Source organism: Sphingomonas sp. Leaf9 (assembly GCF_001421355.1).
Lineage (GTDB): Bacteria > Pseudomonadota > Alphaproteobacteria > Sphingomonadales > Sphingomonadaceae > Sphingomonas.
In genome coordinates this window covers 708,595-734,576 of the sequence record NZ_LMKC01000001.1, presented here as the reverse complement: position 1 = coordinate 734,576, position 25,982 = coordinate 708,595, and the positions used below count along the sequence as shown (strand labels likewise).

The following is a 25,982-nucleotide window of genomic DNA, read 5'->3' as shown; positions in this document are numbered from 1 at the left end:
CTGAGCTTGTCGAAGCAGCGTATCGAAGGACCGTTGGTAGCGGGTGCTTCGATACGGGTCTTCGACTTCGCTCAGCCCCTACTCAGCACGAACGCCTCGGGAGTTACGAAGTCCGCCGCACCTTGGCGAAATGCTCGGCACGTTCGAGCAGCAGCGCCAGATCGTCGCGCGCGATGTCGAACGCGTCAGGCGTCTCGGCCAGCGCCGCGTCGATATCCTCGGGTCGAACCCCGCCCGGCTCCACCGCCGCATGAACCGCGGCGGGCGTCGCGGGTCGGTGCGGATAGCTGAGCGCGGTCATCCGGTGGTAGAAGATGCCGATTGACACCAGCGCGATCGAATTGATCCCGACCGGCGCGAACGCAAAGGCATAGCCCGCGTCGTGAATCCCCGCGCTGCCGATCACCGCGGTCAGCGCCGCCGCGCCGCCCGGCGGATGCAGGCAACGGCACAGCGACATGACGAGGATGGCGAGACCGACCGCCACCCCGGCAGCGATGGTCGGGTTCGGGATCGCCTGAAACACGGCCACGCCGACCAACGTCGACAGGATGTTGCCGCCAATCACTGGCCATGGCTGGGCGAGCGGACTGGCCGGCACCGCGAACACCAGCACGGCGGACGCACCCAGCGGGGCGACGATAATCGGCAGGTCGCTGCCCATCCCCGGAAATTGCGCACAGACCGCCATGGTCAGCGCGATGCCGATCCAGGCCCCGAGGCATGCGATCACCCGCCGTCGGAACCCGGCATTGGCCAGCAGTGGCCGGAACAGCCGGGTCACAGCCCCGCGACGATCCGCTGCGCAAGGCCCGGCCCTTCATAGACCATTGCGCTGTAGAGCTGGACGAGGCTGGCTCCGGCATCCAGCCGCCGTCGCGCCTCGTCCGCCGACCCGATGCCGCCCGCTGAGATCAGCGGAAGCGCGCCGCCGGCAATTTCGCGCGCCTCGATCAGCTTGGCGAGGGCGAGGGGGGCGAGCGGCGCTCCCGACAGCCCGCCGGTCTCCTTCGCATGCGCCGACCGCAGCGTGGTCGGCCGCGAAATGGTCGTGTTCGACACGATCAGTGCATCGACCCCGCCATCGACCGCCGCGCGCACCGCGACCTCAAGTCCCTCGCGCGACAGGTCGGGCGCGACCTTCAGGAATAGCGGCACGCGCTTGGCGCCCACATGCCGCGCGGCATCGCTGGCGGCGATCAGCTGGCCCAGTTCGGGCTGCGATTGCAGGTCGCGCAGGCCCGGCGTGTTCGGGCTGGAAATGTTGATCGTGACGTAGTCGGCGAGCGGCGCGGCCTTGGCGACCGCCGTCCCGTAATCGGCGATGCGGTCGACCGAATCCTTGTTGGCGCCAACATTGATGCCGATGATGCCGGGGCGGGGGGTGAGCGCTGCCACCCGCGCCAGCGCCGCGTCGATCCCGCCATTGTTGAACCCCAGCCGGTTCACCACGCCCTTGTCCTCGGGCAGGCGAAAGATGCGGGGTTTCGGATTGCCCGGCTGCGGCTTGGGCGTCAGCGTGCCGACCTCGACGAAGCCGAAGCCCAGCCCCAGGAAACCCGCGACCGCGCGCGCATCCTTGTCCACGCCCGCCGCCAGCCCGACCGGGTTGAGAAAGCGGATGCCGGCCACGGTCACCGCATGGCGGTCTTCGGTCTTCGGCGCGAGCGGTGAGCCGGCCTTCCCCCACGCCTCCAGCATGGCGATGGTCAGCGAATGCGCGCGTTCGGCGTCGAGGGCGAAGAGGAGCGGGTGATACCAGGCCATGTCGGGCGCTGTATCGCCGGAGCGCGGCCGAACCAATCCCCGACCCGACAATCGATCACAGCAATCGAAACAAAGCCGGTTGACCTCTGCCCCTCGCACGACCACATGCCAATCCGACCGGAACGATCCGATTAAGGAAGCGATGCGTCTTTCCAGCCTTGCCGACTATGCCGTCGTCCTGCTCGCCGCCACCGCGCGGCGGGGGGGAGAGGCGCGTGTCACGGCGACCGCGCTGGCGGAGGAAACCGGCCTGCCGTTGCCGACGGTGCAGAAGCTGGTCAGCCGCCTGTCGGCCGCCGCGCTGATCGAAACCGGGCGCGGCAGCGGCGGCGGCTTCCGCCTTGCCCGCGCGCCCCAATCGATCGACCTGGCGCAGATCATCGAGGCGATCGAGGGGCCGATCGCGCTCACCACCTGCGTCGATGCCGCGCGGCATGACTGCGCGGTGGAGACGAACTGCATGATCCGCCCCCATGCCGGCACGGTCAACGCCGTGGTCCGGGGCGCTCTGGCAGGCGTCAGCCTTGCCCAACTCGCGAACACCGGGGCGATCCCCCAAGAGGTAGTGTGATGGCCACGAAGAATGCCGAGGCGCTCGCCGCCGCGAACAAGAAGTATGAGTGGGGTTTCTCCTCGGACATCGAACAGGACTTCGCGCCGAAGGGGCTGAGCGAAGACACGGTTCGCTATATCAGCGCCAAGAAGAACGAGCCGGAATGGATGCTCGACTGGCGGCTGAAGGCATTCCGCCTGTGGCAGACGATGGAAGCGCCCGACTGGGCCAAGCTGAACCTCGACCCGATCGATTATCAGGACGCCTATTATTACGCGGAGCCCAAGGCCAAGCCGAAGCTCGGTTCGCTGGATGAGGTCGATCCCGAAATCCTGCGCGTCTATGAAAAGCTCGGCATCCCGATCGAGGAGCAGAAGGTCCTCGCCGGGGTCGAGGGATCGCGCAAGGTCGCGGTCGACGCGGTGTTCGACAGCGTGTCGGTGGCGACGACTTTCCGCAAGGAACTGGAAGCCGCCGGTGTCATCTTCCGCTCGATTTCCGAAGCGATCCGCGAATATCCGGAGCTTGTCCGCAAGTGGCTGGGCAAGGTCGTGCCGCAGCGGGATAATTTCTTCGCGACGCTCAACTGCGCAGTCTTTTCCGACGGCACCTTCGTCTACATTCCGGAGGGCGTCCGCTGCCCGATGGAGCTGTCGACCTATTTCCGGATCAATGCCGAAAATACCGGCCAGTTCGAACGCACGCTGATCGTCGCCGACAAGGGCTCTTACGTCAGCTATCTCGAAGGCTGCACCGCGCCGATGCGCGACGAGAACCAGCTGCACGCGGCGGTGGTCGAGCTGGTTGCGCTCGACGATGCCGAGATCAAATATTCGACCGTCCAGAACTGGTATCCCGGTGACGAGAACGGGAAGGGCGGCATCTACAACTTCGTGACCAAGCGCGCGCTGTGTCAGGGTAAGAACAGCAAGGTGTCGTGGACGCAGGTCGAAACTGGCTCGGCGATCACCTGGAAATATCCGTCCTGCGTGCTGGCGGGCGAAAACTCGGTCGGCGAATTCTATTCGGTCGCCGTCACCAACAACATGCAGCAGGCCGATACCGGGACCAAGATGATCCATCTGGGCAAGGGATCGCGTTCGACGATCGTGTCGAAGGGGATCAGCGCCGGGCGCAGCGACAATACCTATCGCGGGCTGGTGCGCGTCGGACCGTCGGCGGAAGGGGTGCGCAACTTTACCCAGTGCGACAGCCTGTTGCTCGGCGACCAGTGCGGGGCGCACACCGTGCCGTATATCGAGGTGAAGAACCCCTCGGCGCAGATCGAGCATGAGGCGACGACCAGCAAGATTTCCGAGGACCAGATGTTCTATGCGATGCAGCGCGGGCTGGATTCGGAATCGGCGGTCGCGCTGATCGTCAATGGCTTCGCCCGCGAAGTGCTGCAGCAGTTGCCGATGGAATTCGCGGTCGAGGCGCAGAAGCTGCTCGGCATCAGCCTTGAAGGGTCGGTGGGGTGATCCTGCTCGCACTGGCGCTACAGGCGGTCGCGCCGACCGCGCCCTATGCCGATTGCCTGTCGGAGCGGATCAACACCGACGCCCGCATGGAAAAGCCACCGGCCGAAACCGCCGCGCGCGTCGCGATCTTCGACGATGCAGCCAAGGCGTGCGCACCGGTGCGGGCGAAGGTGGCCAAGGCGCACGCAGCGATGCTCGACAAGATCGATGCGTCGATGAAGGCGGTGCTGACCAACCCGCAAGCCGCCGAGGCCGAGTTCGGCACCGAACCGGTCGCGGGCGAGACGCCGTAATACGAGATTTGCGGCCAAGGTCGCACGAACAGGACGGAACATGCTGAACATCGAAAACCTCCACGCCGAAATCGACGGCAAGGAAATCCTCAAGGGCCTCTCGCTCACCGTGAACGCGGGCGAAGTCCATGCGATCATGGGGCCGAATGGTGCCGGCAAATCGACGCTCGGCTATGTGCTGGGCGGGCGTCCCGGCTACGAGGTGACCGAAGGCAGCGTGACCTTCGCCGGCGAGGACCTGCTGGAACAAGAGGCCGACGCCCGCGCCGCCGCCGGCCTGTTCCTCGGCTTCCAGTATCCGGTCGAAATCCCCGGCGTGTCGAACGTCCAGTTCCTGCGTGAAAGCTTGAACAGCCAGCGCCGCGCCCGCGACGAAAAGCCGCTGTCGGGTGCCGAGTTCCTGAAGCTCGCCCGCGCGCAGGCCGATGGCCTTGGCATGGACATGGACATGATGAAGCGGCCGGTGAATGTCGGTTTTTCGGGCGGTGAGAAGAAGCGCAACGAGATGGTGCAGATGGGCATCCTCGACCCGAAACTCGCGATCCTCGACGAGACCGACAGCGGCCTCGACATCGACGCGCTGCGCATCGTCGGTGACGGTATCAACCGCATCATGCGCGCGCCCGACAAGGCGGTGATCCTCATCACCCATTATCAGCGCCTGCTCGACTATGTGCAGCCGGACTTCGTGCACGTCCTCGCCGACGGCCGCATCGTGCGGTCGGGCGGTGCGGAACTGGCGCATGAGCTGGAACGCGAAGGCTATGGAGCGGTAGCGGCATGAGGACCTTGCAGATCCTCCCCGGCACGGGGAGGGGGACCATGCGCAGCATGGTGGAGGGGGCCATCCTCGTCCACAGCGGTTGCGTTGCGCGGCGCTTCCCCTCCACCACTCGCGTGCGCGAGCGGTCCCCCTCCCCGCAGGCGGGGAGGATCTGATGGCGACCCTTCCCACCAACGCGCAGGAGGCGTTTCGCTGGACCGACTTGGCCGCGCTGTCCTCTGCCGCGGCCTCGACCCGTGGTGCGGCGGCGGACGCGGCGGGCTATTGGCTCGACATCGCCGGCCCGCGCATCCTGTTCGTCGATGGCGTCTATGCCGCCGACCGCAGCACGCCGGGCCATGTCGCGCTGTCGCCGCTGACACTCGACACCGCGCACCCGCTGGGCGCGCAGGCATCGGGCGCGGCGGGCTGGTCGATCGACCTGTCGGCCACCGAGGTCGTGGAGACGGTGCAGATCGTCCACCTGTCGACCGGTGCCGAGAACCACGTGCCCGCCCGACTGACGCTGGACGAGGATGCGGTCGCGTCGGTGGTCGAAACCTATGTCGGGAGCGGCTGGACCAACCGCCTGACCCAGATCGACCTCGAACGCGGTGCGCGGCTGATGCGCAGCGTGCGGCTGCTGCAGGCGGACGGCTTCGTGTCGATCCGCGATGAAGCGGTGGTGGGCGAGGGCGCGAGCCTCGTATCGCAGTTCCTCGGCGCCGGCGGCATGGGTAGCCGGATCGACGCGCAACTGACGCTCGATGGTGACAGCGCGTTCGTCGATTATGGCGGCGCGCTGCTGACCCGCGAGGGCCAGCGGCAGGAATGCGCCGTCGCCGTCCGCCACGCCGCGCTGAACGGGTCGAGCCGCCAGACGTGGCGCGCGGTCGCCGCCGATCGTAGCCAGGCGAGCCTCGCCGCCCGCGTCGAAGTGGCGCGCGGTGCGCAGAAGACCGACGGCGAACAGTCGCTGCGCGGCCTGTTGTTGCAGCGGACGGCGACCGTGAACCTGAAGCCCGAACTCGAAATCTTTGCCGACGACGTGAAGTGCGCGCACGGCGCGACGGTCGGCGAACTCGACGCGAAGGCGCTGTTCTACCTGCGCAGCCGCGGCGTCAACGAGGCGCGGGCCAAGGCGCTGCTGACCAAGGCGTTCGTGTCCGACGCGCTCGACCGGATCGGTGACGAAACGGTGCGCGAAGCCTTCGCGGCGGATGCCGATGCGTGGCTGGAGGCGACGCTGTGACAGCAACCACCCCCCTCGACCGCGTGCGCGATTTCCCCGCCATTCCAGAGGGCTGGGCCTATCTCGACACCGCCGCGACCGCGCAGAAACCGCAGGGTGTGATCGACGCGATCACCCGCGCCTATGACACGACCTATGCCACGGTGCATCGCGGCGTGTATCAGCGCTCGGCCGACATGACGCTCGCCTATGAAGCCGCGCGCCGTCGTGTCGCGTCGTTCATTGGCGCGGGCGCTCCGGAAGAATGCGTGTTCGTGCGCGGCGCGACCGAGGGGATCAACCTGGTCGCGCAAGGCTGGGCCGAACGGTACCTGAAGGCCGGCGACCGCATCCTGCTGTCGATGCTGGAGCATCACAGCAACATCGTGCCGTGGCAGCTGGTCGCCGAACGGATCGGGGCGGCGATCGACGTCGTGCCGCTGACCGACGATGGCCGCATCGACCTCGACGCGATGGCGGCGATGATCCGGCCGGAACACAAGCTGGTCGCGCTGGCGCATGTCTCGAACGTGCTGGGATCGGTCCTCGACGGCCGCCGCGCCGCCGACATCGCCCATTCTGTCAGGGCAAAGCTGCTGCTCGACGGGTGCCAGGCGGTGCCGCGCATGGCCGTCGACATGGCCGCGCTCGACTGCGATTTCTACGTCTTTTCCGGGCACAAGCTCTACGGCCCGACCGGGATCGGCGTGCTGTGGGGCCGGCCCGAGCTGCTCGACGCGATGCACCCGGTGCAGGGCGGCGGCGCGATGATCGACCGGGTGACGTTCGAACGTACCACCTATGCCCCGCCGCCCGCCCGGTTCGAAGCCGGCACGCCACATATCGTCGGTGCGCTGGGACTCCATGCCGCGATCGACTATGTGGCGGGCATCGGCCTCGACGCGATCCATGCGCATGAAACCGCGCTGGTCACCGCCACCCGCGCAGCGCTCGGCCGGATCAACTCGGTCCGGCTGCTCGGGCCGGAGGATTCCGCCGGAATCGTCAGTTTCGTGGTGGAGGGGGTGCATCCGCACGATGTCGGCACCATCTTGGACGAGGAACGCGTCGCGATCCGCGCCGGCCATCATTGCGCGCAGCCGCTGATGGACGTGCTGGGCGTCCCCGCCACCGCGCGGGCGAGCTTCGGCGTCTATAACGGCGCGGCCGACGTGGAGGCGCTGGTGCGCGGACTGGAACGGGTAAGCAGGATTTTCGGATGAACGACGAACGCAGCTTTCAGGTCGAGGAAGTCGACGCCGTGGCGCCGCCGCCGCGCGCACGGGTGACCGATGCCGACGCACCGCGCCAGCGTGACTATCTGGGCGATTTCCTGGCGAAGAAGCCGGTGCCGGTCGCCGATGGCGAGCCGGGCGGCGACGTCTACGAAGCGGTGATCGCCGCGCTGAAGGATATCTTCGACCCCGAAATCCCGGTCAACATCTATGACCTGGGGCTGATCTACGGCGTCGACGTGGCCGACAACGGCCATGTCGCGGTGACGATGACGCTGACTACGCCGCATTGCCCGGTCGCGGAATCGATGCCGGCCGAAGTGGAATTGCGCGTGTCGGCGGTGCCCGGCGTCTCCACCGCCGATGTCAATCTCGTCTGGGACCCGCCATGGGACCCGCAAAAGATGTCGGACGACGCCAAGCTCGAACTGGGAATGCTGTGATGGCCACACGCGTTCGCCCCGCTGCGATCAACCTGACCGCCAACGCCGAACGCCGGGTCGCCGACCTGATGGCGAAGGCCCCGGCGGACGCGATCGGCGTGAAGCTGTCTACGCCGCGGCGCGGCTGTTCGGGCCTTGCCTATTCGGTCGATTACGTCACCACCGCCAATGCGATGGACGAACGGATCGAAACGCCGGGCGGGACCTTCTTCGTTGATGGCGGATCGATCCTGTACCTGATCGGTTCGACGATGGACTGGGTCGAGGATGATTTCACCGCGGGCTTCGTCTTCGCCAATCCGAATGCCAAGGGCGCGTGCGGATGCGGGGAGAGCTTCACGGTCTGATCGCGCCCATCGGGGGGTAAGGGTGCAGCGTTTCCTATGGTTGCTGGCCGCCGCATGGCCGGGCATGGCGATGGCGCAGGACGTGCCGGAGATCGTCGTCACCGGGCGCGGCCTTGCCGATGCGCCGGGCGACCGCGTGTACGACAGCGTCACGCTGGACCGTGACCGTCTTCTCCAATCCGCCAGCGGCCGGGTCGAGGACGTGCTGCGCGATGTCGCCGGGCTGCAGCAATTCCGCCGCTCCGATTCCCGCAGCGCCAATCCGACATCGCAGGGGATCACCCTGCGCGGGCTGGGTGGCAATGCCTCCAGCCGGGCGCTGCTGTTGCTCGACGGCGTGCCGCAGGCCGATCCGTTCGGCGGCTGGGTCGCCTTTCCCGCCTATGCCACCGATCGGCTGGGCCGCATCCGGGTGACGCGGGGCGGGGGCAGCGGCGTCGCCGGGCCGGGGGCGCTCGCCGGGACGATCGAACTCGACAGCGGCGAACCGGGTGAGCTTGCTCCCTTTGCCGCGTCGATCGCCGGGGGCAGCCGCGCCTCGCTGGACGCGCGGGGATCGGCGGCGTTGGTGCGTGGCGGCGGGTTCGCCACCCTGTCCGGCGCCTATGCCCGTGGCGACGGATTCGTGCCGATCGTGCGCGAGGATCGCGGCCCCGCCGACAGGCCGGCACCCTATGAACAGGGCAGCGCCGCCGCCCGCGCCGTGGTGCAGGTCGCGGCGACCACCGAATTGCAGGCCAATGTGTCGGGCTTCACCGACCGTCGCGACCGGGGCCTCGCCTTTACCGACAATCGCAGCGAAGGCGCCGATGCCAGCATCCGGCTGGTCGGGCGCGGATCGCTCGGCTGGTCGCTGCTCGGCTATCTTCAGACCCGCGCCTTCGCGAGCCGCTTCGCCAGCGTCGGGGCGGGGCGGGCATCGACCACGCCGACGCTCGCCCAGTATAACGTGCCGGCGACCGGCATCGGCGGTCGCGCGGAAATCGCGCCGGTCGTGGGCGCGCTGGCGCTGCGGCTGGGCGGTGATGTGCGCAGCGTGACCGGTGAGACGCAGGAGCTTTACACCTATGTCGCGGGCAGTCCGACGCGGCGGCGGGTCGCGGGCGGGCGCAATGTAACGGCCGGCCTGTTTGCCGATGCCAGCGTTACGACCGGCGCTGTCGTGCTGAGCGCGAGTGGCCGCATTGACCGTTGGGCCATCGCCGATGGCCGGTTGGAGGAGGCGGCATTGTCCGGCGCGACCCTGACCGATCAGCGCTTCGCCGATCGACGGGGGTGGGAACCGACCGGTCGTGTCGGCATGGCCTGGACGCCCGCCGATATTATGACGCTGCGACTGGCGGGCTATCGCGGCTGGCGCCTGCCGACCCTCAACGAACTTTACCGTCCGTTCCGGGTGGGTGCCGATGCGACCGCGGCCAACGCCGCCTTGGCGCCGGAGACGCTGTGGGGCGGGGAGGCGGGTGTCGAGTTGCGCCCGACGACTGCAATCCGCCTTGCCGCGACCGCCTTTAGCAACGACCTGCGCGATGCCATCGCCAATGCGACGATTTCGAATGGGCCGGGCAATTTTCCGGGAGTCGGCTTTGTCTCGGCCGCCGGCGTGTTTCGCCGACGGGCAAATCTCGACCATGTTCGCGTGCGTGGGGTCGAGCTCGACGCATCGGGGCGGTTGGGGCCGGTCGAGGCGCAGCTGTCCTATGCCTATACCGATGCGCGGGTCCGCGACGGTGGCGTACTGGATGGCCTGCGTCCGGCGCAGACCCCGGCGCATAGTGGGTCGGCCACGCTCGGCTGGCGCCGCGACCGGTGGCAGGCAGCGGCAACGCTCCGCCATGTCGCCGGCCAGTATGAGGATGATGCCAATTTGCGCCGATTGTCTGCCGCGACGACGCTCGATCTGGTCGCGGCGATGCCGGCAACACGCTGGCTGACGCTAGAGGCGCGGGCGGAAAACGTCACGGACGCCCGGATCGAAACCGCCATCGGCGGCGACGGCGTGGTGGAGCGGGCGACCCCGCGCACATTGTGGCTGGCGGTGCGGCTGGGCGGCTGACCGGGCGTGCGGCCAACCGCCCCGTTGGTGTCAGGCGCCGGTTTGCGACGCCATGCTGCCACGCGGTTCGACGATCGAGGGCGCCGGGCCGGTGGCGGGGCGCAGCGATTCGCGCTCGGCGGCGGTTACCGGGGCAGTCGGGTCGGGGCGGAACGCTGGCGGAGCGCGATCGGCCGGGCCGGGGCGATCCTTGCCCAATGCCAGGTCGGGGGCGGCATGGCCTTCGGACGGCTTGCGCCGTGCTAGCAGCACGCCGACCACGCCGACGACGATACCCGCTGCGGCAAGCGCAACCGTGCGCAGGGTCGAAACCCCGGCAGTGCGCGATTTCGGCTTGTGTTTCTTGTGCTTGGCCATGGTCGATCCTTTTGCTGTCGCCGGTCCAACGACCGGCGCGCAGACAGGTTCAACCGACGGCTTCGCTCCGCCGTACGGTGGCGGCTTCGCGGATCAGCCGCTGTTCGGTGGTGCGCTCGGCCCGGTCGGCCATCTCGGTCCACGCCTGTTCGGCGCGGCGGCAGCGGTCGCGGACATTGTCCAGCGTCGCGGCTTCGGCATTGGCGCGCTCCACGGCGGCGCGGGCGCGATAGGCTTCGGCGGTGTCGGCCAAGAAAACCTCTCCTGCAAGCAAAAGGGGCGGGTGGAGGTCGCTCCACCCGCCCCATAGAAATCAGTCGGCGGCGGTCAGGTTGACCGCGCTGACCCGGCCGCGCCGGTCTTCTTCCAGCTCATAGCCGAGGCGCTGGTTCTGGTTCAGCGTGACCATCCCTGCGCGCTCGACCGCCGAAATGTGGACGAAGGCGTCGGTTCCGCCATTATCGGGGGCGATGAAGCCATAGCCCTTGTCGATGTTGAAGAATTTTACGGTGCCGAGTGTGGCCATGATCGTTCCTTCCGAATGTTGCAGGCGTCGGAAACACCCGACCCCCGTGCCTTAGGCAGCAGGGAAAGAAGGAACTTGCCGCAAAGCAGGACACCATCGATTTGCGACTGTAGCCCATGACAAATGGGTATCGACCTGCCCCCATGCAAGGGGCAGGTCGACGAAAGCCATTAGTAGGTGGGTAGTATTTTTAGCGGCAGCGCACGTTGTTGCGATCGATCGCCTGACCACCCGCCGCACCGGCTGCCCCGCCCAGGATCGCGCCCAGCAGGCCCGAGCCGCCCGGACGCAGTGCCGTGCCGAGCACGCCACCGGCAATCCCGCCGACGATCAGGCCGGTGGTGCCATCGTCACGACGGCAGTAATAGCGACCATCATTGCCGACATAGACGCGATCATTCTGCGACAAGCGGCGCTCACGATAGCGGCGGTCGTCGCGATAATAGCGCGCGGCGTCATAGCCGTTATACGCCGGATCGGGGCGGTCATAGTCATAGCGGCTATAGCCGGCATCGGCATAGCGCGGGCCGCCCATGCCATAATCGGTGCATCCGGAAACCAGGGTGGCAGCGGCGACGAGGCCGAGGGTGAGCGCACGCATGACGACATGTCCTTCGCTTGATATCGATCAAACCGGAATGCCGGGGATGGGCGGATGTTCCGAAATTATACGGAAAACAATAGTTTCGCAGGCGTAATTACCAGCGCCCACCGGCATGCTCGATCGCCGCCAGCAGCGCGCGCTTGCTATCCGTCCGGTTAGCGCCGGCGTTGCGCGGGAGCTCCGGATTGCCCAGCGCCGCGCGACGACGCGTTAGATCGCGCCCGAAATCTTCAAGCGACATGACCTCCGGGGCCGGAGCGTAAGGTTGCGATGCCATGTTCGTTCGACGTTTCTTCGCGTATCCGTCTTTCAAGATAATCCATATCCAGTTCGGGCGAAAGCTCGAACAAGATTTGGGCCTGTCCCAGCATTTCCTGCGCAGTGCCCGAGCCGTATTGGCCCATCCGATCCGCGATCAAGTCTTCCACCGAAATGATTTCAAAAGCGTCATCGGCGGACACCGAAAGCATTCGCACGCGATTCCTGTCGGCAGCACCGTCGAGCAGCACCGTGTCGACAATCTCGAACCCGAGGCGCAAGTCGCGATAGACCCACCCTCTGGTCGCGACGCCTGCGCCATGCGGGCGTTCGAACCCCGTCTCGACAAAAATCTGTACCAGCACATCGTCCCGCGCGACCACGATGTCGAAATCCCCGGTCGCGACGATACCGCCAGAATAGATTTCGACCGCAGCCCCGCCGACCAGAACGGGCCGGCCAAAGCCCCGTCGCGCCATCTCGGAACTGATCCGCGCGAACAGCTCAAGGCCGGCCACGAACTCCGGACGCCACGGGCTCACTCCGCCGCCTGTGCCCTCGGGGTCAGCAACGGCTTCAGATAGCGTCCGGTGAAGCTACCCTCGACCGAAGCGACCTTCTCCGGCGTGCCCTCGGCGACCAGCTTGCCGCCCTTCACGCCGCCCTCCGGCCCCATGTCCAAAATCCAATCGGCGGTCTTGATGACGTCGAGGTTATGCTCGATCACCACCACGGTATTGCCCTGTTCGACCAACTGGTGGAGCACCTCCAGCAGCTTGCGCACATCCTCGAAATGCAGGCCCGTGGTCGGTTCGTCGAGGATGTAGAGCGTGTTGCCAGTCGCGCGCCGCGCCAGTTCCTTCGCCAGCTTCACCCGCTGCGCCTCACCGCCCGACAGCGTGGTCGCCTGCTGCCCTACCTTGACATAGCCCAGGCCCACTTCGGCCAGCATCGCCATCTTGTCGCGGATCGGCGGCACTGCCTTGAAGAACTCCACCGCATCCTCGACGGTCATGTCGAGCACGTCGGCGATGCTCATCCCCTTGAACTTCACCTCCAGCGTCTCGCGATTGTAGCGTGCGCCATGGCACACGTCGCATTCGACATAGACGTCGGGCAGGAAGTGCATCTCGATCTTCAGCACGCCGTCGCCCTGACACGCCTCGCACCGGCCACCCTTGACGTTGAAGCTGAACCGGCCGGGCTTGTAGCCGCGCGCCTGCGCCTCGGGCAGCCCCGCGAACCAGTCGCGGATCTGCGTGAAGGCCCCGGTATAGGTCGCCGGGTTCGACCGCGGCGTGCGGCCGATCGGCGACTGGTCGATATCGATCACCTTGTCTAGGTGCTGCAACCCGGTGATCTTGTCATGCTTGCCCTGCACGATGCGTGCGCCGTTCAGCGTGCGCGCGGCGGCGGCGTAAAGCGTGTCGATGGTGAAGCTCGACTTGCCCGATCCCGACACGCCGGTGATGCAGGTGAAGGTGCCGAGCGGAATGCTGGCAGTGACGCCGGTCAGGTTGTTGGCGGTGGCATTGTGCACCGTCAGCTTCTTGCCATTGCCCTTGCGCCGCACCTCCGGCAGCGGCACCGATCGGGTGCCGTTCAGGTAATCGGCGGTGACTGATCCCTTCGATTTCAGTATCTGCTTCAGCGTTCCCTTGGCGACGATCTCGCCACCATGGACGCCCGCGCCCGGTCCCATGTCGATGACATAATCGGCGGTGCGGATCGCATCCTCGTCATGCTCGACGACCAGCACGGTATTGCCGAGGTCGCGCAAGCGGCGCAGCGTGGCAAGCAGCATGTCGTTGTCGCGCTGGTGCAGCCCGATCGACGGTTCGTCGAGGACATAGAGCACGCCCGACAGCCCGCTGCCGATCTGCGACGCTAGGCGGATGCGCTGGCTCTCGCCCCCCGACAACGTGCCGCTGGTCCGGTCGAGGTTCAGATAATCGAGGCCGACATTGTTGAGGAAGCCCAGCCGCTCGACGATCTCCTTCAGGATCGACTGTGCGATCGCCTTTTGCTGGTCGTTGAAATGCTCGGGCAGCCCTTCGAAGAAGCGTAGCGCGTCGACCACCGACAGATGCGTGGCATAGGCGATGTCCTGCATCGCCACCTTTACCGCCAGCGCCTCGGGCTTCAACCGCGCGCCATGGCAAGTCTCGCACGGCTGCGACGCTTGGTACTTCGCCAGTTCCTCGCGCATCCATGCGCTCTCGGTCGACAGCATCCGCCGGTTGAGATTGCCCAGCACCCCCTCGAACGGCTTCTTGACGTCGTACGACTTCTTGCCGTCAATGAAGGTGAGCGTGACCGGCTTGCCCGCGGTGCCGTGCAGGATCACGCGCTGCGCTTCGGCGGGCAGCTCCTTCCACGCAGCGTCGAGCGAGAAGCTGTACGCCTTTGCCAGCGATCCCAGCACCTGCATGTAATAGGGGGAGGGCGGGTTGGACTTCGCCCACGGCACCACCGCGCCCTTCTTGATCGACAGTTCGTGGTTCGGGACGATCAGGTCCTCGTCGAACTCCAACCGTTCGCCCAGGCCATCGCACGCGGGACAGGCCCCCTGCGGCGCGTTGAAGCTGAACAGGCGCGGCTCGATCTCGCTGATCGTGAAGCCGCTGACCGGACAGGCGAACTTTTCCGAAAAGACGATGCGGTTGTCGGGGATGCCCGCACCCTTCAGCTTGCCGGTCTGCGGCGCGGCCTCGGTCGCGCGGTCGCCCTGTTCGCTAGGGATCGGCGGGTTGCTCGACTGCGCCTCGGCAACGGTCGTATCGAGCAGGTCGACATAGGCGAGCCCGTCGGCCAGTTTCAGCGCGGTTTCGAAACTCTCCGCCAGCCGGGTGGCAACCTCCGGGTTCACCACCAGGCGATCGACCACGACCTCGATGTCATGCTTGAACTTCTTATCGAGCGTCGGCGCGTCCTCGATCAGATGGACCTCGCCATTGACCCGCACCCGCTGGAACCCGGCCTTCTGCCATTCGGCCAGTTCCTTGCGATACTCGCCCTTGCGCCCACGCACGACCGGCGCGAGTAGCAGCAGCCGCGTGCCCTCGGGCAGCGCCAGTACCCGGTCGACCATCTGGCTGACCGTCTGCGCGCTGATCGGCAGGCCGGTGGCGGGCGAGAAGGGCACGCCGACCCGCGCCCACAACAGCCGCATGTAATCGTATATTTCGGTGACCGTCGCGACCGTCGATCGCGGATTGCGGCTGGTCGTCTTCTGTTCGATCGAGATCGCCGGCGACAGCCCCTCGATATGCTCGACATTGGGCTTCTGCATCAACTCGAGGAACTGGCGCGCATAGGCCGACAGCGATTCGACGTAGCGGCGCTGCCCCTCGGCATAGATGGTGTCGAAGGCGAGGGAGGATTTGCCCGAACCCGACAGGCCGGTGATGACCGTCAGCGTGTCGCGCGGGATGTCGATGTCGACACCCTTGAGGTTATGCTCCCGCGCACCGCGGACGGAGATATGGGTCAGGCTCATGCGATCCGTTCTATCTTCGTTCTACTGAAATGGCTAGTCGGTGACATGGGGGCGCGCCTTCCCGGTTTCGAGGGGGCCTTGCCGCGCCATGCCAGCGATTGACGGTTGAGGGCGGCCAGATCGGCCCCGCCCGCGAGCGCAGCCTCGCCCAGCGCCACCGCTCGTTCGAGCGCCGGCCCATCGGCATGGGCATAGGCCGGGCGACCCGCGACATGATCGTACCACACCCCGCCAAAGGCATGGTCGAGCAGGATGCGCTGAAAACAATGGTCGCCCACCACCGGCCAGCCGCGCTCGCGCGCGACGCCCGGCAGCACGCGCCGCGTCAGGTCGAGCCACCGTGCCTCCAGCGCCGCCCGCGCGGTCATGCCGGCAGCCGGACGTGCAGCCGCCGCCAGCGTGCCTCGACGAAGCTGAACGCACCGAACGCGACAAAGCCGATGCCGATCGCGGTCAACAGCAACTGCCCGCCCGCCTGCCGCTGCAACAGCGCGAAGCCGCTCGCCATGCCGCCGGCTTCATCGGCATCCGCCGCCCACGCCGCGCCGACGAACAGCACCGCGATCGCCGCGAACACGGCGGCGCGTGCGCCATAGCCGATGCGGCCCATGGTGCAGACATAATCGGGCACCGGCGTGTCGCCCGACAGGGTACGGGCGAACTCGCCGCTCCAGGCCTTCTTTGCCTGTTGCGCCGCCGCCGCGAGCAGCCCGACCGCGACCAGCGCCACCAGGACGCGTCCGCCCGGCTGGTCGAGCAGCCACGCGGTCCAGTCATGCGCGCTGTCCTCTCCGCCGACCCGCCCGGTCGCTCGCGCGCTGTGGACCGCAAGGCGCGCGGCGGTCCATGCCAGCACGACATGGGCGATGCCGCTCACCGCATGTCCCGCGCGGCGGAACGCGCCGCTGGCGTCGTTCGCCTGCGCCTCGGGATCGAACAGCGCCTCGGTCAGCCGCCACAGCGCATAGCCGGCCAGCCCCGCCGCCATCGCCGCCAGCAGCCATTCGCCGAACGGTTCGTCCGCCAGGCTGGCGATCGCCCCCTGATTGTCGCCTGCCTTCCCGCCCCGGAGCGCCGCGTCGATCGCGAACCAGCCGACGATGCAATACACGACCCCGCGCGCAGCAAACCCCAGACGGGCGAGAAGCGTGGCGCCGGAACGGGTGGTCATCGCACGCAAGCCTTTCGAATCGTTTCGCCGCGCCAACCATCTGGCGGCGACAGCGGTTCCGTCCGGCATCGCTGCTTGCAGGCCCGTCCCGTCGGATGCAGTCTCGCTTCGGGGATCGGGGGGAGGAAAAGATGAGAATGCTGGTATCGACATTGTTGCTGGTGGGGCAGGCCAGCGCCCCCGCCGCGCCACCGATGACGCCGGTCAGCCGGTGGCACGTCGAATATGCCGAGAAGATGTGCGTCGTCAGCCGCGGCTATGGCGATCCCGCTGCCCCGGTCACCATCGGATTCAAGCCGACCCCGTTCGGCGAAACCATGCAGGCCGTCATCCTGGGCAAGCGAGACAGGCTGGGCAAGGAAGGCCGGTTCGAACTGACGCTGGAGGCGCCGGGACGCGATCTTCCGCTCGACGGCAAGCCGATGGGCACGCGGGTATATTTCCCCAAGAGCGACGATGCCGTGCTGACCTATTATATTTCGCGCGCGACATTCGATGCGATGGTCGATGCCCCGGTGTTTACCGTCCGGCCGAAAACGGGACCGGCGGTTTCCGTCGCGCTGGGCATGGGGAAGCCCCTCGTCGCGGCGTTGCGCAAGTGCGAGGTCAGTCTGCTCGAACATCTCGGCTACGACCCGGCAAAGATCGCCGCCGTCGTGACGCGTGCGGAAGGGGAAAAGCCGGCCGAATGGATCAGCTACACCGATTATCCGAGCAGTGCCCTGAACAGGGGCGCGCAGGGTGCCGCAACGATCGCCTGGATCATCTCTACGACGGGACGTGTTTCCGACTGCAAGATCGTCGAGACGTCGGGATCGGCCGACCTCGACAAGGCGTCCTGCGATGCCATCCTGAGACGGGGCCGCTATCTACGTCCCGCGCTCGATGCGGCGGGGAAGCCGGTCGAATCCTATTCGACCCGGCGCGTGATGTGGAGCATGCCGCGCTGATCGGTCGGCCTCACCCCCGCGCGAACGGCAGCAGCGCCTCATACACCGCCAGCGGTGGCTTGCCCTCCACCGCCACCCCCTGCCGCAGCAGGAACGCGTGGCGGACGATCTCCGCCTGCTGCTCGATGCCGTATGCCTCGAACGGTTTGCCCGGCACGACGTCGTACGCATAGGTGCAGAACGGATGCCGCATCAGCGGCAGCCAGTAGCGCCCGCGATGCTGCGTCTGGTGGACATGCATCATCTCATGCAGGAACAGCGCGGCCAGATCGCGCCCGGCGTGCGCGAAATCGTCACGGTACAGCGTGCCTTGCGGATGGAAATGGATGCAGCCGGTCGGCGCCATCGCGACCTGTTTCGGCTGGAAGAACGCCCATTTCGCATTCGCCACCCGCGCCCGGGCATAATCGATCGTGTCGCCGAACATGGTGCGGGCGAGGTCGGTTTCGGCCGGGGTGAGCGTACGCTTCACTTCGGCGCCGGATCGCCTGCGCCGACCAGCTTTGCGTCGACGGTAACGTCTTCCCACCCGTCGAACCGGAACGTCAGCGGGATCGTCGCGCCCGGGCGCAGGCCGGGCTTCACGTCGAACAGCATCACATGCGCGCCACCGGGCCGCAGCAGGACCTGCTTGTCCTGCGCGAACGACAATTCCTTCAGCGGGCGCATCGCCGCCATGCCGCCATGGCCGGTCATGCTTTCATGCAACTCGCTGCGGGCCGCGGCCGATGTGGTGACGCCGATCAGCGCCGTGGTCGATGACCCGCCCGACACCGTGGCATAGCCCGCGGCCGGGCGCCCGGGAACCGCGGGCAGGCGGACCCAGGCATCCTCGACCCGGGGCGGGTTCTGGCATCCGGTCAGCGCGATCGCTGCTCCCATCAACGCCATCCACCGTGTCTTCATGCGCACGCTCCTGTCCCGATACGGTTCCCTATGCCGCGCATAATCTTGCGGCAAGCCGAACCCTGCCTATATCCGCCCTCGGAACGATCCGGACGGCACCTCCCCGTGCCGCCTGGGTCCAGGCAGTATTTCAACCCGGGGGCCAATGAGGGACCATGGCTAAAGTAATCGGTATCGATCTGGGCACGACCAACAGCTGCGTCGCGGTGATGGAGGGCGGTAGCCCCAAGGTCATCGAAAATGCGGAAGGCGCGCGCACCACGCCGTCGATCGTCGCGTTTGCCAAGGATGGCGAGCGGCTGATCGGCCAGCCGGCCAAGCGTCAGGCGGTCACCAACGGCGACAACACGATCTTCGCGGTGAAGCGCCTGATCGGCCGCCGCTTCGACGATCCGGTCACCAAGAAGGATACCGAGCTGGTTCCCTACACCATCGCGCGGGGCCCTAATGGCGATGCGTGGGTGAAGGCGGGCGGCGAGGAATATTCGCCGTCGCAGATCAGCGCGTTCATCCTGCAGAAGATGAAGGAAACGGCGGAATCGTATCTCGGCGAAACCGTGACGCAGGCGGTCATCACCGTGCCCGCATACTTCAACGATGCCCAGCGTCAGGCGACCAAGGACGCCGGCAAGATCGCCGGCCTCGAAGTGCTGCGCATCATCAACGAACCGACGGCGGCGGCGCTGGCGTACGGGCTCGACAAGGACAATAACAAGACCATCGCGGTCTATGACCTTGGCGGCGGTACCTTCGACATTTCCGTGCTGGAAATCGGCGACGGCGTGTTCGAGGTGAAGGCGACCAACGGCGACACCTTCCTCGGAGGCGAAGACTTCGACGCGAAGATCGTGCAGTTCCTGGCCGACGAGTTCAAGAAGATCGAAGGTATCGATCTGACCAAGGACAAACTGGCGCTCCAGCGGCTGAAGGAAGCCGCTGAAAAGGCGAAGATCGAGCTGTCGTCGGCGCAGACGACCGAAGTCAACCTGCCGTTCATCACGGCGGATGCGACCGGTCCGAAGCACCTGGTCAAGTCGATCACCCGTGCCGACCTCGAACGTCTGGTCGAGGATCTGGTCAAGCGGACGCTCGAGCCGTGCAAGAAGGCGCTGGCCGATGCCGGCGTGCAGGCGAGCGCGATCGACGAAGTGGTGCTGGTCGGCGGCATGACCCGCATGCCGCGCGTGCGCGAAGTCGTGAAGCAGTTCTTCGGCAAGGAACCGCACACCGGCGTGAATCCCGACGAAGTCGTGGCGATCGGTGCCGCGATCCAGGCCGGTGTGCTGCAGGGTGACGTGAAGGACGTGCTGCTGCTCGACGTGACCCCGCTGTCGCTGGGTATCGAGACGCTGGGCGGCATCATGACCCGCATGATCGACCGCAACACCACCATCCCGACCAAGAAGTCGCAGGTCTATTCGACCGCCGACGACAATCAGGGTGCGGTGACGATCCGCGTGTTCCAGGGCGAGCGCGAAATGGCCGCCGACAACAAGATGCTGGGCCAGTTCGATCTGGTCGGCATCCCGCCCGCGCCGCGCGGCGTGCCGCAGATCGAGGTCACGTTCGACATCGACGCCAACGGCATCGTCAACGTCAGCGCCAAGGACAAGGGCACCGGCAAGGAACAGCAGATTCGCATCCAGGCCTCGGGCGGCCTGTCGGACAACGACATCGACCAGATGGTCCGCGATGCCGAGCAGTTTGCCGAAGAGGACAAGAAGCGTCGTGCAGGTGCCGAGGCGAAGAACAACGCCGAATCGCTGATCCACACGACCGAGCGTCAGCTGGCCGACAATGGCGACAAGGTGGACGCGTCGCTGAAGTCCGAGATCGAAGCCGCCGTCGCCGAAACCAAGGCAGCGGTCGAGAGCGGCGATGCCGAGCGCATGACCGAGAGGAGCACCGCGCTCGCCCAGGTTGCGATGAAGCTCGGCCAGGCGATCTACGAAAAGCAGCAGCAGGCCGAAGCCGCGCCTGCGGCCGACGCCCAGGCGGAGACCAAGGCCGACGACGTGGTCGATGCCGAGTTCTCGGAAGTCGACGACAGCCACAAGGCGTAATGACTGCTCCCTCTCCCCGCTTGCGGGGAGAGGGCCGGGGAGAGGGGCCGTTGCGTGACTTCCCCTCTCCCAACCCTCTCCCCTGAAGGGGAGAGGGCTTTTGGGGTTTTCGAATGACCACCGAAGTCGATTTCTACGAGCTGCTCGAATGCGAGCGCACCGCGGATGCGGGGACGATCAAGTCGGCCTATCGCAAGCTCGCGATCAAATATCACCCCGACAAGAATGCCGGGTGCAAGGATTCCGAGGCGAAGTTCAAGGCGATCAACGAAGCCTATGACTGCCTGAAAGACCCGCAGAAGCGCGCGGCCTACGACCGCTACGGCCATGCCGCCTTTCGTCAGGGCGCGGGCGGTGCCGGTGCCGGCGCGCAGGATTTTGGCGGCTTTTCCGACATTTTCGAAAGCGTCTTCGGCGAATTCATGGGTGGCGGCCGCCAGGGTGGGCGTGCCGGGCCGCGTCGCGGCGCTGACCTGCGCTACGACATGGAGGTTTCGCTGGACGAGGCCTATCATGGCCACCAGACCGAGATCACCGTCGACGTGTCCACGTCCTGCGGGCCATGCGGCGGCAGCGGCGCATCGCCGGGGACCAAGGCGCGGACCTGCCACACCTGCAACGGCCACGGTAAGGTGCGCGCGCAGCAGGGGTTCTTCGTCGTCGAACGCGCCTGCCCGACCTGCCATGGCGCAGGCCAGGTCATCAGCGACCCGTGCCCGGTGTGCAACGGCGAAGGCCGCGTCGACCAGACGAAGACGTTGCAGGTCAACATCCCGCCCGGCGTAGACGAAGGCACCCGCATCCGGCTGACCGGCGAGGGCGAGGCGGGCGCACGCGGCGCGCCGTCGGGCGATCTCTACATCTTCCTGCATGTAAAGCGCCACGCGCTGTTCGAACGCGAAGGAACCGCGCTCCACGCGCGCGCGCCGATCAGCTTTACGACCGCGGCACTGGGCGGCACGATCGAAATTCCCGGCCTCGACGGGCAGAAGCACAGCATCCGCGTGCCGGCCGGCATCCAGTCGGGCAAGGAACTGCGCCAGCGCGGGGCCGGCATGCCGGTGCTGCAGGGGCGCGGGCATGGCGACATGGTGATCCATATCGAGGTCGAGACCCCGACCCGGCTGTCGGCGCGGCAGAAGGAATTGCTGGAGGCGTTCCGCGAAACCGAAACCGGTGAGGAATGCCCCGAATCGATGGGCTTCTTCAGCCGGCTGAAGACTGCGCTCGGCGGGTAGGTCTAGCCGGCCAAATCTTCGTCATCCCGGCTTGCGCCGGGATGACAAGGACGTGTTATGGCACGGCCACCCAAACCGAGGAACAGGACGACCATGACCGCTGTGTGGCGTCCCGCCACCGTCTCCGACGCACCGGCCATCGCCACGCTCGCAAAGGCCGAACTGGGCGACTACGGCGAGGCGGCGGACCTCTATGCCGAACGCATCGCGCTCAGCCCCGATGGCTGCTGGGTGTTGGCGGACGGGGATGCGGTCATCGGCCATTGCATCAGCCATCCGTGGCACCGGCTGGCCCCGCCGGCGATGCACGCGCTGCTCGGCGACCTGCCGCCCAGCGCCGATTGCTGGTATCTTCACGATGTCGTCGTCGCCCCACCGGCGCGGGGAACCCGCGCGGTCGAGCGCCTGTTGCCGATCCTGTGCGACATTGCCGCGCACCGCGACATTCCCGTGCTGGCACTGATCGCGGTCGGCGGGGCCGATGCCTATTGGGCGCGACAGGGCTTCATCGCGGCCCCCGGCGGTGCGGCCGGGTTTGGCGAGGATGCGGTGTATATGGAGCGGCCGGTCGCCTGACCGCCGCGCTAGAGCGGTTTTCGACCAGGTTGAGCCACCGTCATCACCCTTCGGGCGACCGCTCCGCGGCGGGGCGCTTTCGGTCCGATGCAGCGTTGCTCGTCGCTCACGATGCTTGGCATCGCTCCCTCCTCGCGCCTCGCATCGAACCGAAATCACCTCCGTGCCGGTGATCCAATCTGGTCGGAAACCGCTCTAGCGCCGGCCGCCTGCGACCATGCGCAGCGGCGCGACATGTGCCCCGCGCGCATCGCCATGCCCCACGCGGAAGGTCGATACCGCATCGTTCAGCCGCGCGGCCTCCTCGGCCAGATTGCGGGCGGCGGCGGTGGTTTGTTCGACCATCGCGGCATTATGCTGCGTGATGCTGTCCATCTCACCGACCGCGATGTTGATCTGGCCCAGCGTTTCGGCCTGTTGATGCGAGGCGGTCGCGATATTGCCGATCAGCGCGCGGATGCGGTCCATCTGTTCGGTAATCCGCTTCAGCGCGATGCCGGTGCTCGATACCAGCTCGACGCCGCGATCGACCTGCGCGGTCGATGCGGTCACCCGCGCCTTCACATCCTTGGCGGCGTCGGCCGAACGCTGCGCAAGTGCGCGCACTTCGGATGCGACGACGGCAAAGCCCTTGCCCGCATCACCCGCGCGTGCCGCCTCGACCCCGGCGTTCAGCGCCAGCAAGTTCGTTTGGAACGCGATCCCGTCGATGACGGAGATGATCTCGCCGATTTCCTTCGACGCGCTTTCGATGCCGGCCATCGCGCGGGTCGTATCCTCGACGATACCGGCCGAGCTTTGCGCGTCGCGGTGCGTGTCGGCGATGATCGCCTCGGTCGTGTCGACCAGCGTCGCGGCCTCGCGCACATTCTGGGTAATTTCCTGAATCGCTGCCGCTGATTCCTCCAGGCTGGCGGCCTGGCGCTCGGTGCGGCCGGACAGGTCGTCCGATGCCTGGCGGATATCGCTGCAGCCGTTATGCAGCGCGGCGGCGACCGACGTCACTTCGGCCATTGATTCCGCCATCCGGTCGGCAGCGGTGTTGAAGCTGTCGCGCAGCGGTTCGAATTCCTCGCTGAAGCGGGTGTCGATCCGGACATTCAGGTCGCCGCCGGCCAGCGCGGCCAGCCCGTGCTTCAGCGTATCGACCACGGTACCGGTCGCGGCCATGTCCTGGCACATTACCAGCACCGCGTCGGGACCTTCCTGCGGGACCGGGATCACAGTCACCAACATTCGCACCTCTTCGGTGCCGCGCATGTTGAACCATTCGAACCGGGCAAAGCCGTCGCGAACCGCCTGCTGCACCCGTTCGCCAACATGTTCGGCCGTCGGGCGTCCGTCGGCCTGTGTCGCACGCGAAAAGACGACCGGGTTCTGCCCAATGATTTCGGCGCGCGTCCGGCCGTAAATGGCCTCGGCGCCCGGATTGCATTCGACGAATGCACCCTCCTTCAGCAGAAGGATGGCATCGGGGGACTGGCGATACCCGGCCAGTGCGGTGCGGGTTTCGAGATCGGGCGAGGAGCGGCGGAAAATCATCCCATCCGCGTAGGGTGAGATCGTTAAGATTATACTGTCCCCGCCGGACGGTCAGGTCCGGCGGGGCCGGGGCGTCACGCCTTGCCGAACACCCGCGCAAAGATCGTGTCGACATGCTTGTAGTGATAGCCAAGGTCGAACCGGCTCTCGATCTCTTCCGCCGACAGCGCGGCGGCGACGTCCGGGTCGGCCTTCAGCAGTTCGAGCAGCGACAGTTCGCCGTCCGATTCCCACACCTTCATCGCGTTACGCTGGACCCAGCGATACGAATCCTCGCGGCTGACGCCGGCCTGGGTCAGCGCCAGCAACACGCGCTGCGAATGGACGAGGCCGCCCATCTTGTTGAGGTTCTTTTCCATCCGCGCCGGATAGACGACCAGCTTGTCGATGACGCCGGTCAGGCGGGCGAGCGCGAAGTCGAGCGTGATCGTCGCGTCGGGGCCAATATAGCGCTCGACCGACGAGTGCGAGATGTCGCGCTCATGCCACAGCGCGACATTCTCCAGCGCCGGGGTAACATAGCCGCGCACCATGCGGGCAAGGCCGGTCAGGTTTTCGGTCAGCACCGGGTTGCGCTTGTGCGGCATCGCCGACGAACCCTTCTGCCCCGGCGAGAAATACTCCTCGGCCTCCAGCACTTCGGTGCGCTGCAGATGGCGGATTTCGGTGGCGAGGCGCTCGATCGACCCGGCGATCACGCCCAGCGTCGCGAAATACATCGCATGGCGGTCGCGCGGGATGACCTGCGTCGATACCGGCTCGATGGTCAGGCCCATCTTCTCGGCGACATGCTCTTCGACGCGCGGGTCGATGTTCGCAAAGGTGCCGACCGCGCCCGAAATCGCGCAAGTCGCCACTTCGGCGCGGGCATTCTTCAGGCGCGTGCGGCAACGGTCGAACTCGGCATAGGCCTGCGCCAGCTTCAGCCCGAAGGTCACCGGCTCGGCATGGATGCCATGGCTGCGCCCGATGGTCGGGGTCAGCTTGTGTTCGCGCGCGCGGCGTTCGATGACGCCCAGCAGCTTGTCGAGATCGGCGAGCAGGATGTCCGACGCCCGCGCCAGCTGTACCGCCAGACAGGTGTCGAGCACGTCCGAGCTCGTCATGCCCTGGTGCAGGAAGCGCGCTTCCGGCCCGGTGCGCTCCGACACATGGGTCAGGAACGCGATGACGTCGTGCTTCGTCTCCGCCTCGATCGCGTCGATCCGCTCCACGTCGAACTCGGCATCGTTCATCGCCCAGATCTTTTCGGCGGCGTCGCGCGGCACCACGCCCAGCTCGGCCAGCGCGTCGGTCGCGTGCGCCTCGATCTCGAACCAGATGCGGAATCGGGCTTGGGGCTGCCACAGGGCGGTCATTTCCGGGCGGGAGTAACGGGGAATCATGGCAGGCCTTTCGAAAACGGGCGAACGGTTTGCCGCGCCCTAGCAACAAGTCGCGGACGAATCGAGCCTGTCTTGCGATAGAAGAAACGCGAAAAGGGCTCCAATCGAAACCGAAATGACCTAAGTTGGTTGGGTCATCGCAGCGCCGCTACGGAGTTCTTTCATAGCGGCGGCATGAAGTCCCGAACCAATCCGAAAGGAGAAATTCGATGATGAAGCGTATTCTTCTCGCCAGTGCCATGATGGTTTCTGCCCCCGCATTTGCGCAGGACACGGCCCCAGCACAGACGACTGCCCCGGCAACGCAGGCCGCGCCGCAAACCTCGCCAACGGCTCCCGCTGATGCATCGATCGCCGCGACGCAGCCGGCACCCGCGACGCAGGCCGACCCGGCAACGCAGACCGCGCAGACCACCGCCGAGGCCGGTCAGCCCGCCAGCGGCACGCAGATCGCGCAGATCGTCGAGGCCGAATTCCCGAAATATGACAAGGACGGGAAGGGCCAGCTGACCGAAAAGCAGTTCGGCGAATGGATGGTCGCGCTGCGATCGGCGAGCGAGCCGGGCGTGACCGCCGACAAGCCCGAGGTGAAGAGCTGGGTCAAGCAGGCCTTCGCCCAGGCGGACAAGGACAAGTCGAAGGCGGTGACGAAGGCGGAACTGACCAGCTTCCTGAGCAAGAGCGCCTGAGCCAAAGGCCTGAGCTGATATCGATGCGACCGCCGGGAGCGATCCCGGC

The 25,982-nt window shown here is 66.6% G+C and carries 29 protein-coding genes; 14 read left to right on the top strand and 15 right to left on the bottom strand.

Annotated elements, in window-relative coordinates:
* Positions 1 to 103: 103 nt before the first annotated feature.
* Together ASE58_RS03595 and ASE58_RS03590 are read right to left on the bottom strand one after the other, a co-directional pair.
* On the bottom strand, positions 104 to 784 hold the full coding sequence (locus ASE58_RS03595) for an HPP family protein (RefSeq protein WP_235513477.1): 681 nt from the start codon (positions 782 to 784) through the stop codon (positions 104 to 106).
* Complete coding sequence (locus tag ASE58_RS03590; protein ID WP_055817877.1) at positions 781 to 1,767, bottom strand: quinone-dependent dihydroorotate dehydrogenase; 987 nt, start codon at positions 1,765 to 1,767, stop codon at positions 781 to 783. Before ASE58_RS03590 ends, ASE58_RS03595 begins: the two co-directional genes overlap by 4 nt.
* Before the next feature lie 142 nt (positions 1,768 to 1,909).
* Between ASE58_RS03590 and ASE58_RS03585 the strand changes: the two genes are divergently transcribed.
* From ASE58_RS03585 to ASE58_RS03545, 9 genes are all read left to right on the top strand, one after another.
* The gene (locus ASE58_RS03585; RefSeq protein WP_055817876.1) at positions 1,910 to 2,338 is read left to right on the top strand and encodes an SUF system Fe-S cluster assembly regulator; all 429 of its coding nucleotides are present in this window, start codon (positions 1,910 to 1,912) and stop codon (positions 2,336 to 2,338) included.
* Complete coding sequence (sufB, locus tag ASE58_RS03580; protein ID WP_055817875.1) at positions 2,338 to 3,801, top strand: Fe-S cluster assembly protein SufB; 1,464 nt, start codon at positions 2,338 to 2,340, stop codon at positions 3,799 to 3,801. The genes ASE58_RS03585 and sufB overlap by 1 nt, the downstream gene beginning before the upstream one ends.
* A complete protein-coding gene (locus tag ASE58_RS03575; RefSeq protein WP_055817873.1) occupies positions 3,798 to 4,094 on the top strand; it encodes a hypothetical protein in 297 nt (98 codons plus the stop codon). The genes sufB and ASE58_RS03575 overlap by 4 nt, the downstream gene beginning before the upstream one ends.
* Positions 4,095 to 4,134: 40 nt before the next feature.
* The gene (gene sufC, locus ASE58_RS03570; RefSeq protein WP_055817871.1) at positions 4,135 to 4,878 is read left to right on the top strand and encodes a Fe-S cluster assembly ATPase SufC; all 744 of its coding nucleotides are present in this window, start codon (positions 4,135 to 4,137) and stop codon (positions 4,876 to 4,878) included.
* 154 nt (positions 4,879 to 5,032) lie between these two features.
* Complete coding sequence (locus ASE58_RS03565; RefSeq protein WP_055817869.1) at positions 5,033 to 6,109, top strand: SufD family Fe-S cluster assembly protein; 1,077 nt, start codon at positions 5,033 to 5,035, stop codon at positions 6,107 to 6,109.
* Positions 6,106 to 7,311: a cysteine desulfurase gene (locus ASE58_RS03560; RefSeq protein ID WP_055817868.1), complete on the top strand. Its 1,206-nt coding sequence runs from the start codon at positions 6,106 to 6,108 to the stop codon at positions 7,309 to 7,311. Before ASE58_RS03565 ends, ASE58_RS03560 begins: the two co-directional genes overlap by 4 nt.
* Positions 7,308 to 7,766, top strand: a complete 459-nt coding sequence (locus ASE58_RS03555; protein WP_055759649.1) for an SUF system Fe-S cluster assembly protein — start codon at positions 7,308 to 7,310, stop codon at positions 7,764 to 7,766. The genes ASE58_RS03560 and ASE58_RS03555 overlap by 4 nt, the downstream gene beginning before the upstream one ends.
* The gene (locus ASE58_RS03550) at positions 7,766 to 8,113 is read left to right on the top strand and encodes a HesB/IscA family protein (RefSeq protein ID WP_055817866.1); all 348 of its coding nucleotides are present in this window, start codon (positions 7,766 to 7,768) and stop codon (positions 8,111 to 8,113) included. The genes ASE58_RS03555 and ASE58_RS03550 overlap by 1 nt, the downstream gene beginning before the upstream one ends.
* A gap of 64 nt (positions 8,114 to 8,177) precedes the next feature.
* Positions 8,178 to 10,169, top strand: coding sequence for a TonB-dependent receptor (locus ASE58_RS03545; protein WP_055818185.1), 1,992 nt, complete (start codon positions 8,178 to 8,180; stop codon positions 10,167 to 10,169).
* Between the two features lie 30 nt (positions 10,170 to 10,199).
* On the opposite strand, the gene ASE58_RS03540 is transcribed toward ASE58_RS03545, so the two are convergent.
* The 9 genes from ASE58_RS03540 to ASE58_RS03500 form a co-directional block, all read right to left on the bottom strand.
* Positions 10,200 to 10,526 (bottom strand): hypothetical protein, encoded by a 327-nt coding sequence (locus ASE58_RS03540; RefSeq protein ID WP_055817864.1) that lies wholly within the window; start codon positions 10,524 to 10,526, stop codon positions 10,200 to 10,202.
* Between the two features lie 49 nt (positions 10,527 to 10,575).
* Complete coding sequence (locus ASE58_RS03535; protein WP_055759661.1) at positions 10,576 to 10,779, bottom strand: hypothetical protein; 204 nt, start codon at positions 10,777 to 10,779, stop codon at positions 10,576 to 10,578.
* Positions 10,780 to 10,839: 60 nt separating this feature from the next.
* On the bottom strand, positions 10,840 to 11,052 hold the full coding sequence (locus tag ASE58_RS03530) for a cold-shock protein (protein WP_055759663.1): 213 nt from the start codon (positions 11,050 to 11,052) through the stop codon (positions 10,840 to 10,842).
* Positions 11,053 to 11,242: 190 nt separating this feature from the next.
* Complete coding sequence (locus ASE58_RS03525) at positions 11,243 to 11,653, bottom strand: hypothetical protein (RefSeq protein ID WP_055817862.1); 411 nt, start codon at positions 11,651 to 11,653, stop codon at positions 11,243 to 11,245.
* Positions 11,654 to 11,750: 97 nt separating this feature from the next.
* Positions 11,751 to 11,897, bottom strand: coding sequence for a hypothetical protein (locus ASE58_RS18255; protein WP_235515891.1), 147 nt, complete (start codon positions 11,895 to 11,897; stop codon positions 11,751 to 11,753).
* A complete protein-coding gene (locus ASE58_RS03515) occupies positions 11,887 to 12,456 on the bottom strand; it encodes a hypothetical protein (protein ID WP_055817858.1) in 570 nt (189 codons plus the stop codon). Before ASE58_RS03515 ends, ASE58_RS18255 begins: the two co-directional genes overlap by 11 nt.
* Positions 12,453 to 15,413, bottom strand: coding sequence for an excinuclease ABC subunit UvrA (uvrA, locus tag ASE58_RS03510; protein ID WP_055817856.1), 2,961 nt, complete (start codon positions 15,411 to 15,413; stop codon positions 12,453 to 12,455). The genes ASE58_RS03515 and uvrA overlap by 4 nt, the downstream gene beginning before the upstream one ends.
* Positions 15,410 to 15,781: a GCN5-related N-acetyltransferase gene (locus ASE58_RS03505; protein ID WP_235513476.1), complete on the bottom strand. Its 372-nt coding sequence runs from the start codon at positions 15,779 to 15,781 to the stop codon at positions 15,410 to 15,412. Before ASE58_RS03505 ends, uvrA begins: the two co-directional genes overlap by 4 nt.
* Positions 15,778 to 16,584 carry a DUF1206 domain-containing protein gene (locus ASE58_RS03500; RefSeq protein WP_055817854.1) on the bottom strand — a complete coding sequence of 269 codons (807 nt, stop codon included), beginning with the start codon at positions 16,582 to 16,584 and terminating at the stop codon, positions 15,778 to 15,780. The genes ASE58_RS03505 and ASE58_RS03500 overlap by 4 nt, the downstream gene beginning before the upstream one ends.
* A 131-nt stretch (positions 16,585 to 16,715) precedes the next feature.
* Between ASE58_RS03500 and ASE58_RS03495 the strand changes: the two genes are divergently transcribed.
* Positions 16,716 to 17,534 carry a TonB family protein gene (locus tag ASE58_RS03495; protein ID WP_162233499.1) on the top strand — a complete coding sequence of 273 codons (819 nt, stop codon included), beginning with the start codon at positions 16,716 to 16,718 and terminating at the stop codon, positions 17,532 to 17,534.
* Positions 17,535 to 17,544: 10 nt separating this feature from the next.
* Here the strand turns inward: ASE58_RS03495 and ASE58_RS03490 are convergent, their stop codons facing one another.
* Positions 17,545 to 17,961 carry a hypothetical protein gene (locus tag ASE58_RS03490; RefSeq protein WP_055818183.1) on the bottom strand — a complete coding sequence of 139 codons (417 nt, stop codon included), beginning with the start codon at positions 17,959 to 17,961 and terminating at the stop codon, positions 17,545 to 17,547.
* A gap of 41 nt (positions 17,962 to 18,002) precedes the next feature.
* A complete protein-coding gene (locus tag ASE58_RS03485; RefSeq protein WP_055894737.1) occupies positions 18,003 to 18,440 on the bottom strand; it encodes a copper chaperone PCu(A)C in 438 nt (145 codons plus the stop codon).
* Between the two features lie 155 nt (positions 18,441 to 18,595).
* On the opposite strand from ASE58_RS03485, the gene dnaK reads away from it, so the two are divergent.
* From dnaK to ASE58_RS03470, 3 genes are all read left to right on the top strand, one after another.
* On the top strand, positions 18,596 to 20,503 hold the full coding sequence (gene dnaK / locus ASE58_RS03480) for a molecular chaperone DnaK (RefSeq protein WP_055817849.1): 1,908 nt from the start codon (positions 18,596 to 18,598) through the stop codon (positions 20,501 to 20,503).
* 113 nt (positions 20,504 to 20,616) lie between these two features.
* Positions 20,617 to 21,741 carry a molecular chaperone DnaJ gene (gene dnaJ, locus ASE58_RS03475; RefSeq protein ID WP_055759688.1) on the top strand — a complete coding sequence of 375 codons (1,125 nt, stop codon included), beginning with the start codon at positions 20,617 to 20,619 and terminating at the stop codon, positions 21,739 to 21,741.
* Positions 21,742 to 21,834: 93 nt separating this feature from the next.
* Positions 21,835 to 22,317, top strand: coding sequence for a GNAT family N-acetyltransferase (locus ASE58_RS03470; RefSeq protein WP_055817847.1), 483 nt, complete (start codon positions 21,835 to 21,837; stop codon positions 22,315 to 22,317).
* Positions 22,318 to 22,512: 195 nt separating this feature from the next.
* On the opposite strand, the gene ASE58_RS03465 is transcribed toward ASE58_RS03470, so the two are convergent.
* Both ASE58_RS03465 and purB read right to left on the bottom strand, forming a co-directional pair.
* Positions 22,513 to 23,859, bottom strand: a complete 1,347-nt coding sequence (locus tag ASE58_RS03465; protein ID WP_055817845.1) for a methyl-accepting chemotaxis protein — start codon at positions 23,857 to 23,859, stop codon at positions 22,513 to 22,515.
* Between the two features lie 74 nt (positions 23,860 to 23,933).
* Complete coding sequence (gene purB / locus ASE58_RS03460; RefSeq protein WP_082467588.1) at positions 23,934 to 25,244, bottom strand: adenylosuccinate lyase; 1,311 nt, start codon at positions 25,242 to 25,244, stop codon at positions 23,934 to 23,936.
* Between the two features lie 212 nt (positions 25,245 to 25,456).
* Here purB and ASE58_RS03455 point away from each other — a divergent pair, with 212 nt between their 5' ends.
* Positions 25,457 to 25,933 carry an EF-hand domain-containing protein gene (locus tag ASE58_RS03455; protein ID WP_235513475.1) on the top strand — a complete coding sequence of 159 codons (477 nt, stop codon included), beginning with the start codon at positions 25,457 to 25,459 and terminating at the stop codon, positions 25,931 to 25,933.
* The last annotated feature ends 49 nt before the right edge of the window (positions 25,934 to 25,982 follow it).

Coding starts and splice junctions, on each gene's coding strand:
- ASE58_RS03540 (WP_055817864.1), bottom strand. CDS start 10,526: ATGGCCAAGCACAAGAAACACAAGCCGAAATCGCGCACTGCCGGGGTT.
- ASE58_RS03500 (WP_055817854.1), bottom strand. CDS start 16,584: ATGACCACCCGTTCCGGCGCCACGCTTCTCGCCCGTCTGGGGTTTGCT.
- sufC (WP_055817871.1), top strand. CDS start 4,135: ATGCTGAACATCGAAAACCTCCACGCCGAAATCGACGGCAAGGAAATC.
- ASE58_RS03585 (WP_055817876.1), top strand. CDS start 1,910: ATGCGTCTTTCCAGCCTTGCCGACTATGCCGTCGTCCTGCTCGCCGCC.
- purB (WP_082467588.1), bottom strand. CDS start 25,244: ATGATTCCCCGTTACTCCCGCCCGGAAATGACCGCCCTGTGGCAGCCC.
- ASE58_RS03550 (WP_055817866.1), top strand. CDS start 7,766: ATGGCCACACGCGTTCGCCCCGCTGCGATCAACCTGACCGCCAACGCC.
- dnaK (WP_055817849.1), top strand. CDS start 18,596: ATGGCTAAAGTAATCGGTATCGATCTGGGCACGACCAACAGCTGCGTC.
- ASE58_RS03545 (WP_055818185.1), top strand. CDS start 8,178: ATGGCGATGGCGCAGGACGTGCCGGAGATCGTCGTCACCGGGCGCGGC.
- ASE58_RS03455 (WP_235513475.1), top strand. CDS start 25,457: ATGAAGCGTATTCTTCTCGCCAGTGCCATGATGGTTTCTGCCCCCGCA.
- ASE58_RS03555 (WP_055759649.1), top strand. CDS start 7,308: ATGAACGACGAACGCAGCTTTCAGGTCGAGGAAGTCGACGCCGTGGCG.
- ASE58_RS03465 (WP_055817845.1), bottom strand. CDS start 23,859: ATGATTTTCCGCCGCTCCTCGCCCGATCTCGAAACCCGCACCGCACTG.
- ASE58_RS03530 (WP_055759663.1), bottom strand. CDS start 11,052: ATGGCCACACTCGGCACCGTAAAATTCTTCAACATCGACAAGGGCTAT.
- ASE58_RS03470 (WP_055817847.1), top strand. CDS start 21,835: ATGACCGCTGTGTGGCGTCCCGCCACCGTCTCCGACGCACCGGCCATC.
- ASE58_RS03490 (WP_055818183.1), bottom strand. CDS start 17,961: ATGTTCGGCGACACGATCGATTATGCCCGGGCGCGGGTGGCGAATGCG.
- ASE58_RS03495 (WP_162233499.1), top strand. CDS start 16,716: ATGAGAATGCTGGTATCGACATTGTTGCTGGTGGGGCAGGCCAGCGCC.
- ASE58_RS03565 (WP_055817869.1), top strand. CDS start 5,033: ATGGCGACCCTTCCCACCAACGCGCAGGAGGCGTTTCGCTGGACCGAC.
- ASE58_RS03505 (WP_235513476.1), bottom strand. CDS start 15,781: ATGACCGCGCGGGCGGCGCTGGAGGCACGGTGGCTCGACCTGACGCGG.
- ASE58_RS03590 (WP_055817877.1), bottom strand. CDS start 1,767: ATGGCCTGGTATCACCCGCTCCTCTTCGCCCTCGACGCCGAACGCGCG.
- ASE58_RS03525 (WP_055817862.1), bottom strand. CDS start 11,653: ATGCGTGCGCTCACCCTCGGCCTCGTCGCCGCTGCCACCCTGGTTTCC.
- ASE58_RS18255 (WP_235515891.1), bottom strand. CDS start 11,897: ATGTCGCTTGAAGATTTCGGGCGCGATCTAACGCGTCGTCGCGCGGCG.
- sufB (WP_055817875.1), top strand. CDS start 2,338: ATGGCCACGAAGAATGCCGAGGCGCTCGCCGCCGCGAACAAGAAGTAT.
- uvrA (WP_055817856.1), bottom strand. CDS start 15,413: ATGAGCCTGACCCATATCTCCGTCCGCGGTGCGCGGGAGCATAACCTC.
- dnaJ (WP_055759688.1), top strand. CDS start 20,617: ATGACCACCGAAGTCGATTTCTACGAGCTGCTCGAATGCGAGCGCACC.
- ASE58_RS03485 (WP_055894737.1), bottom strand. CDS start 18,440: ATGAAGACACGGTGGATGGCGTTGATGGGAGCAGCGATCGCGCTGACC.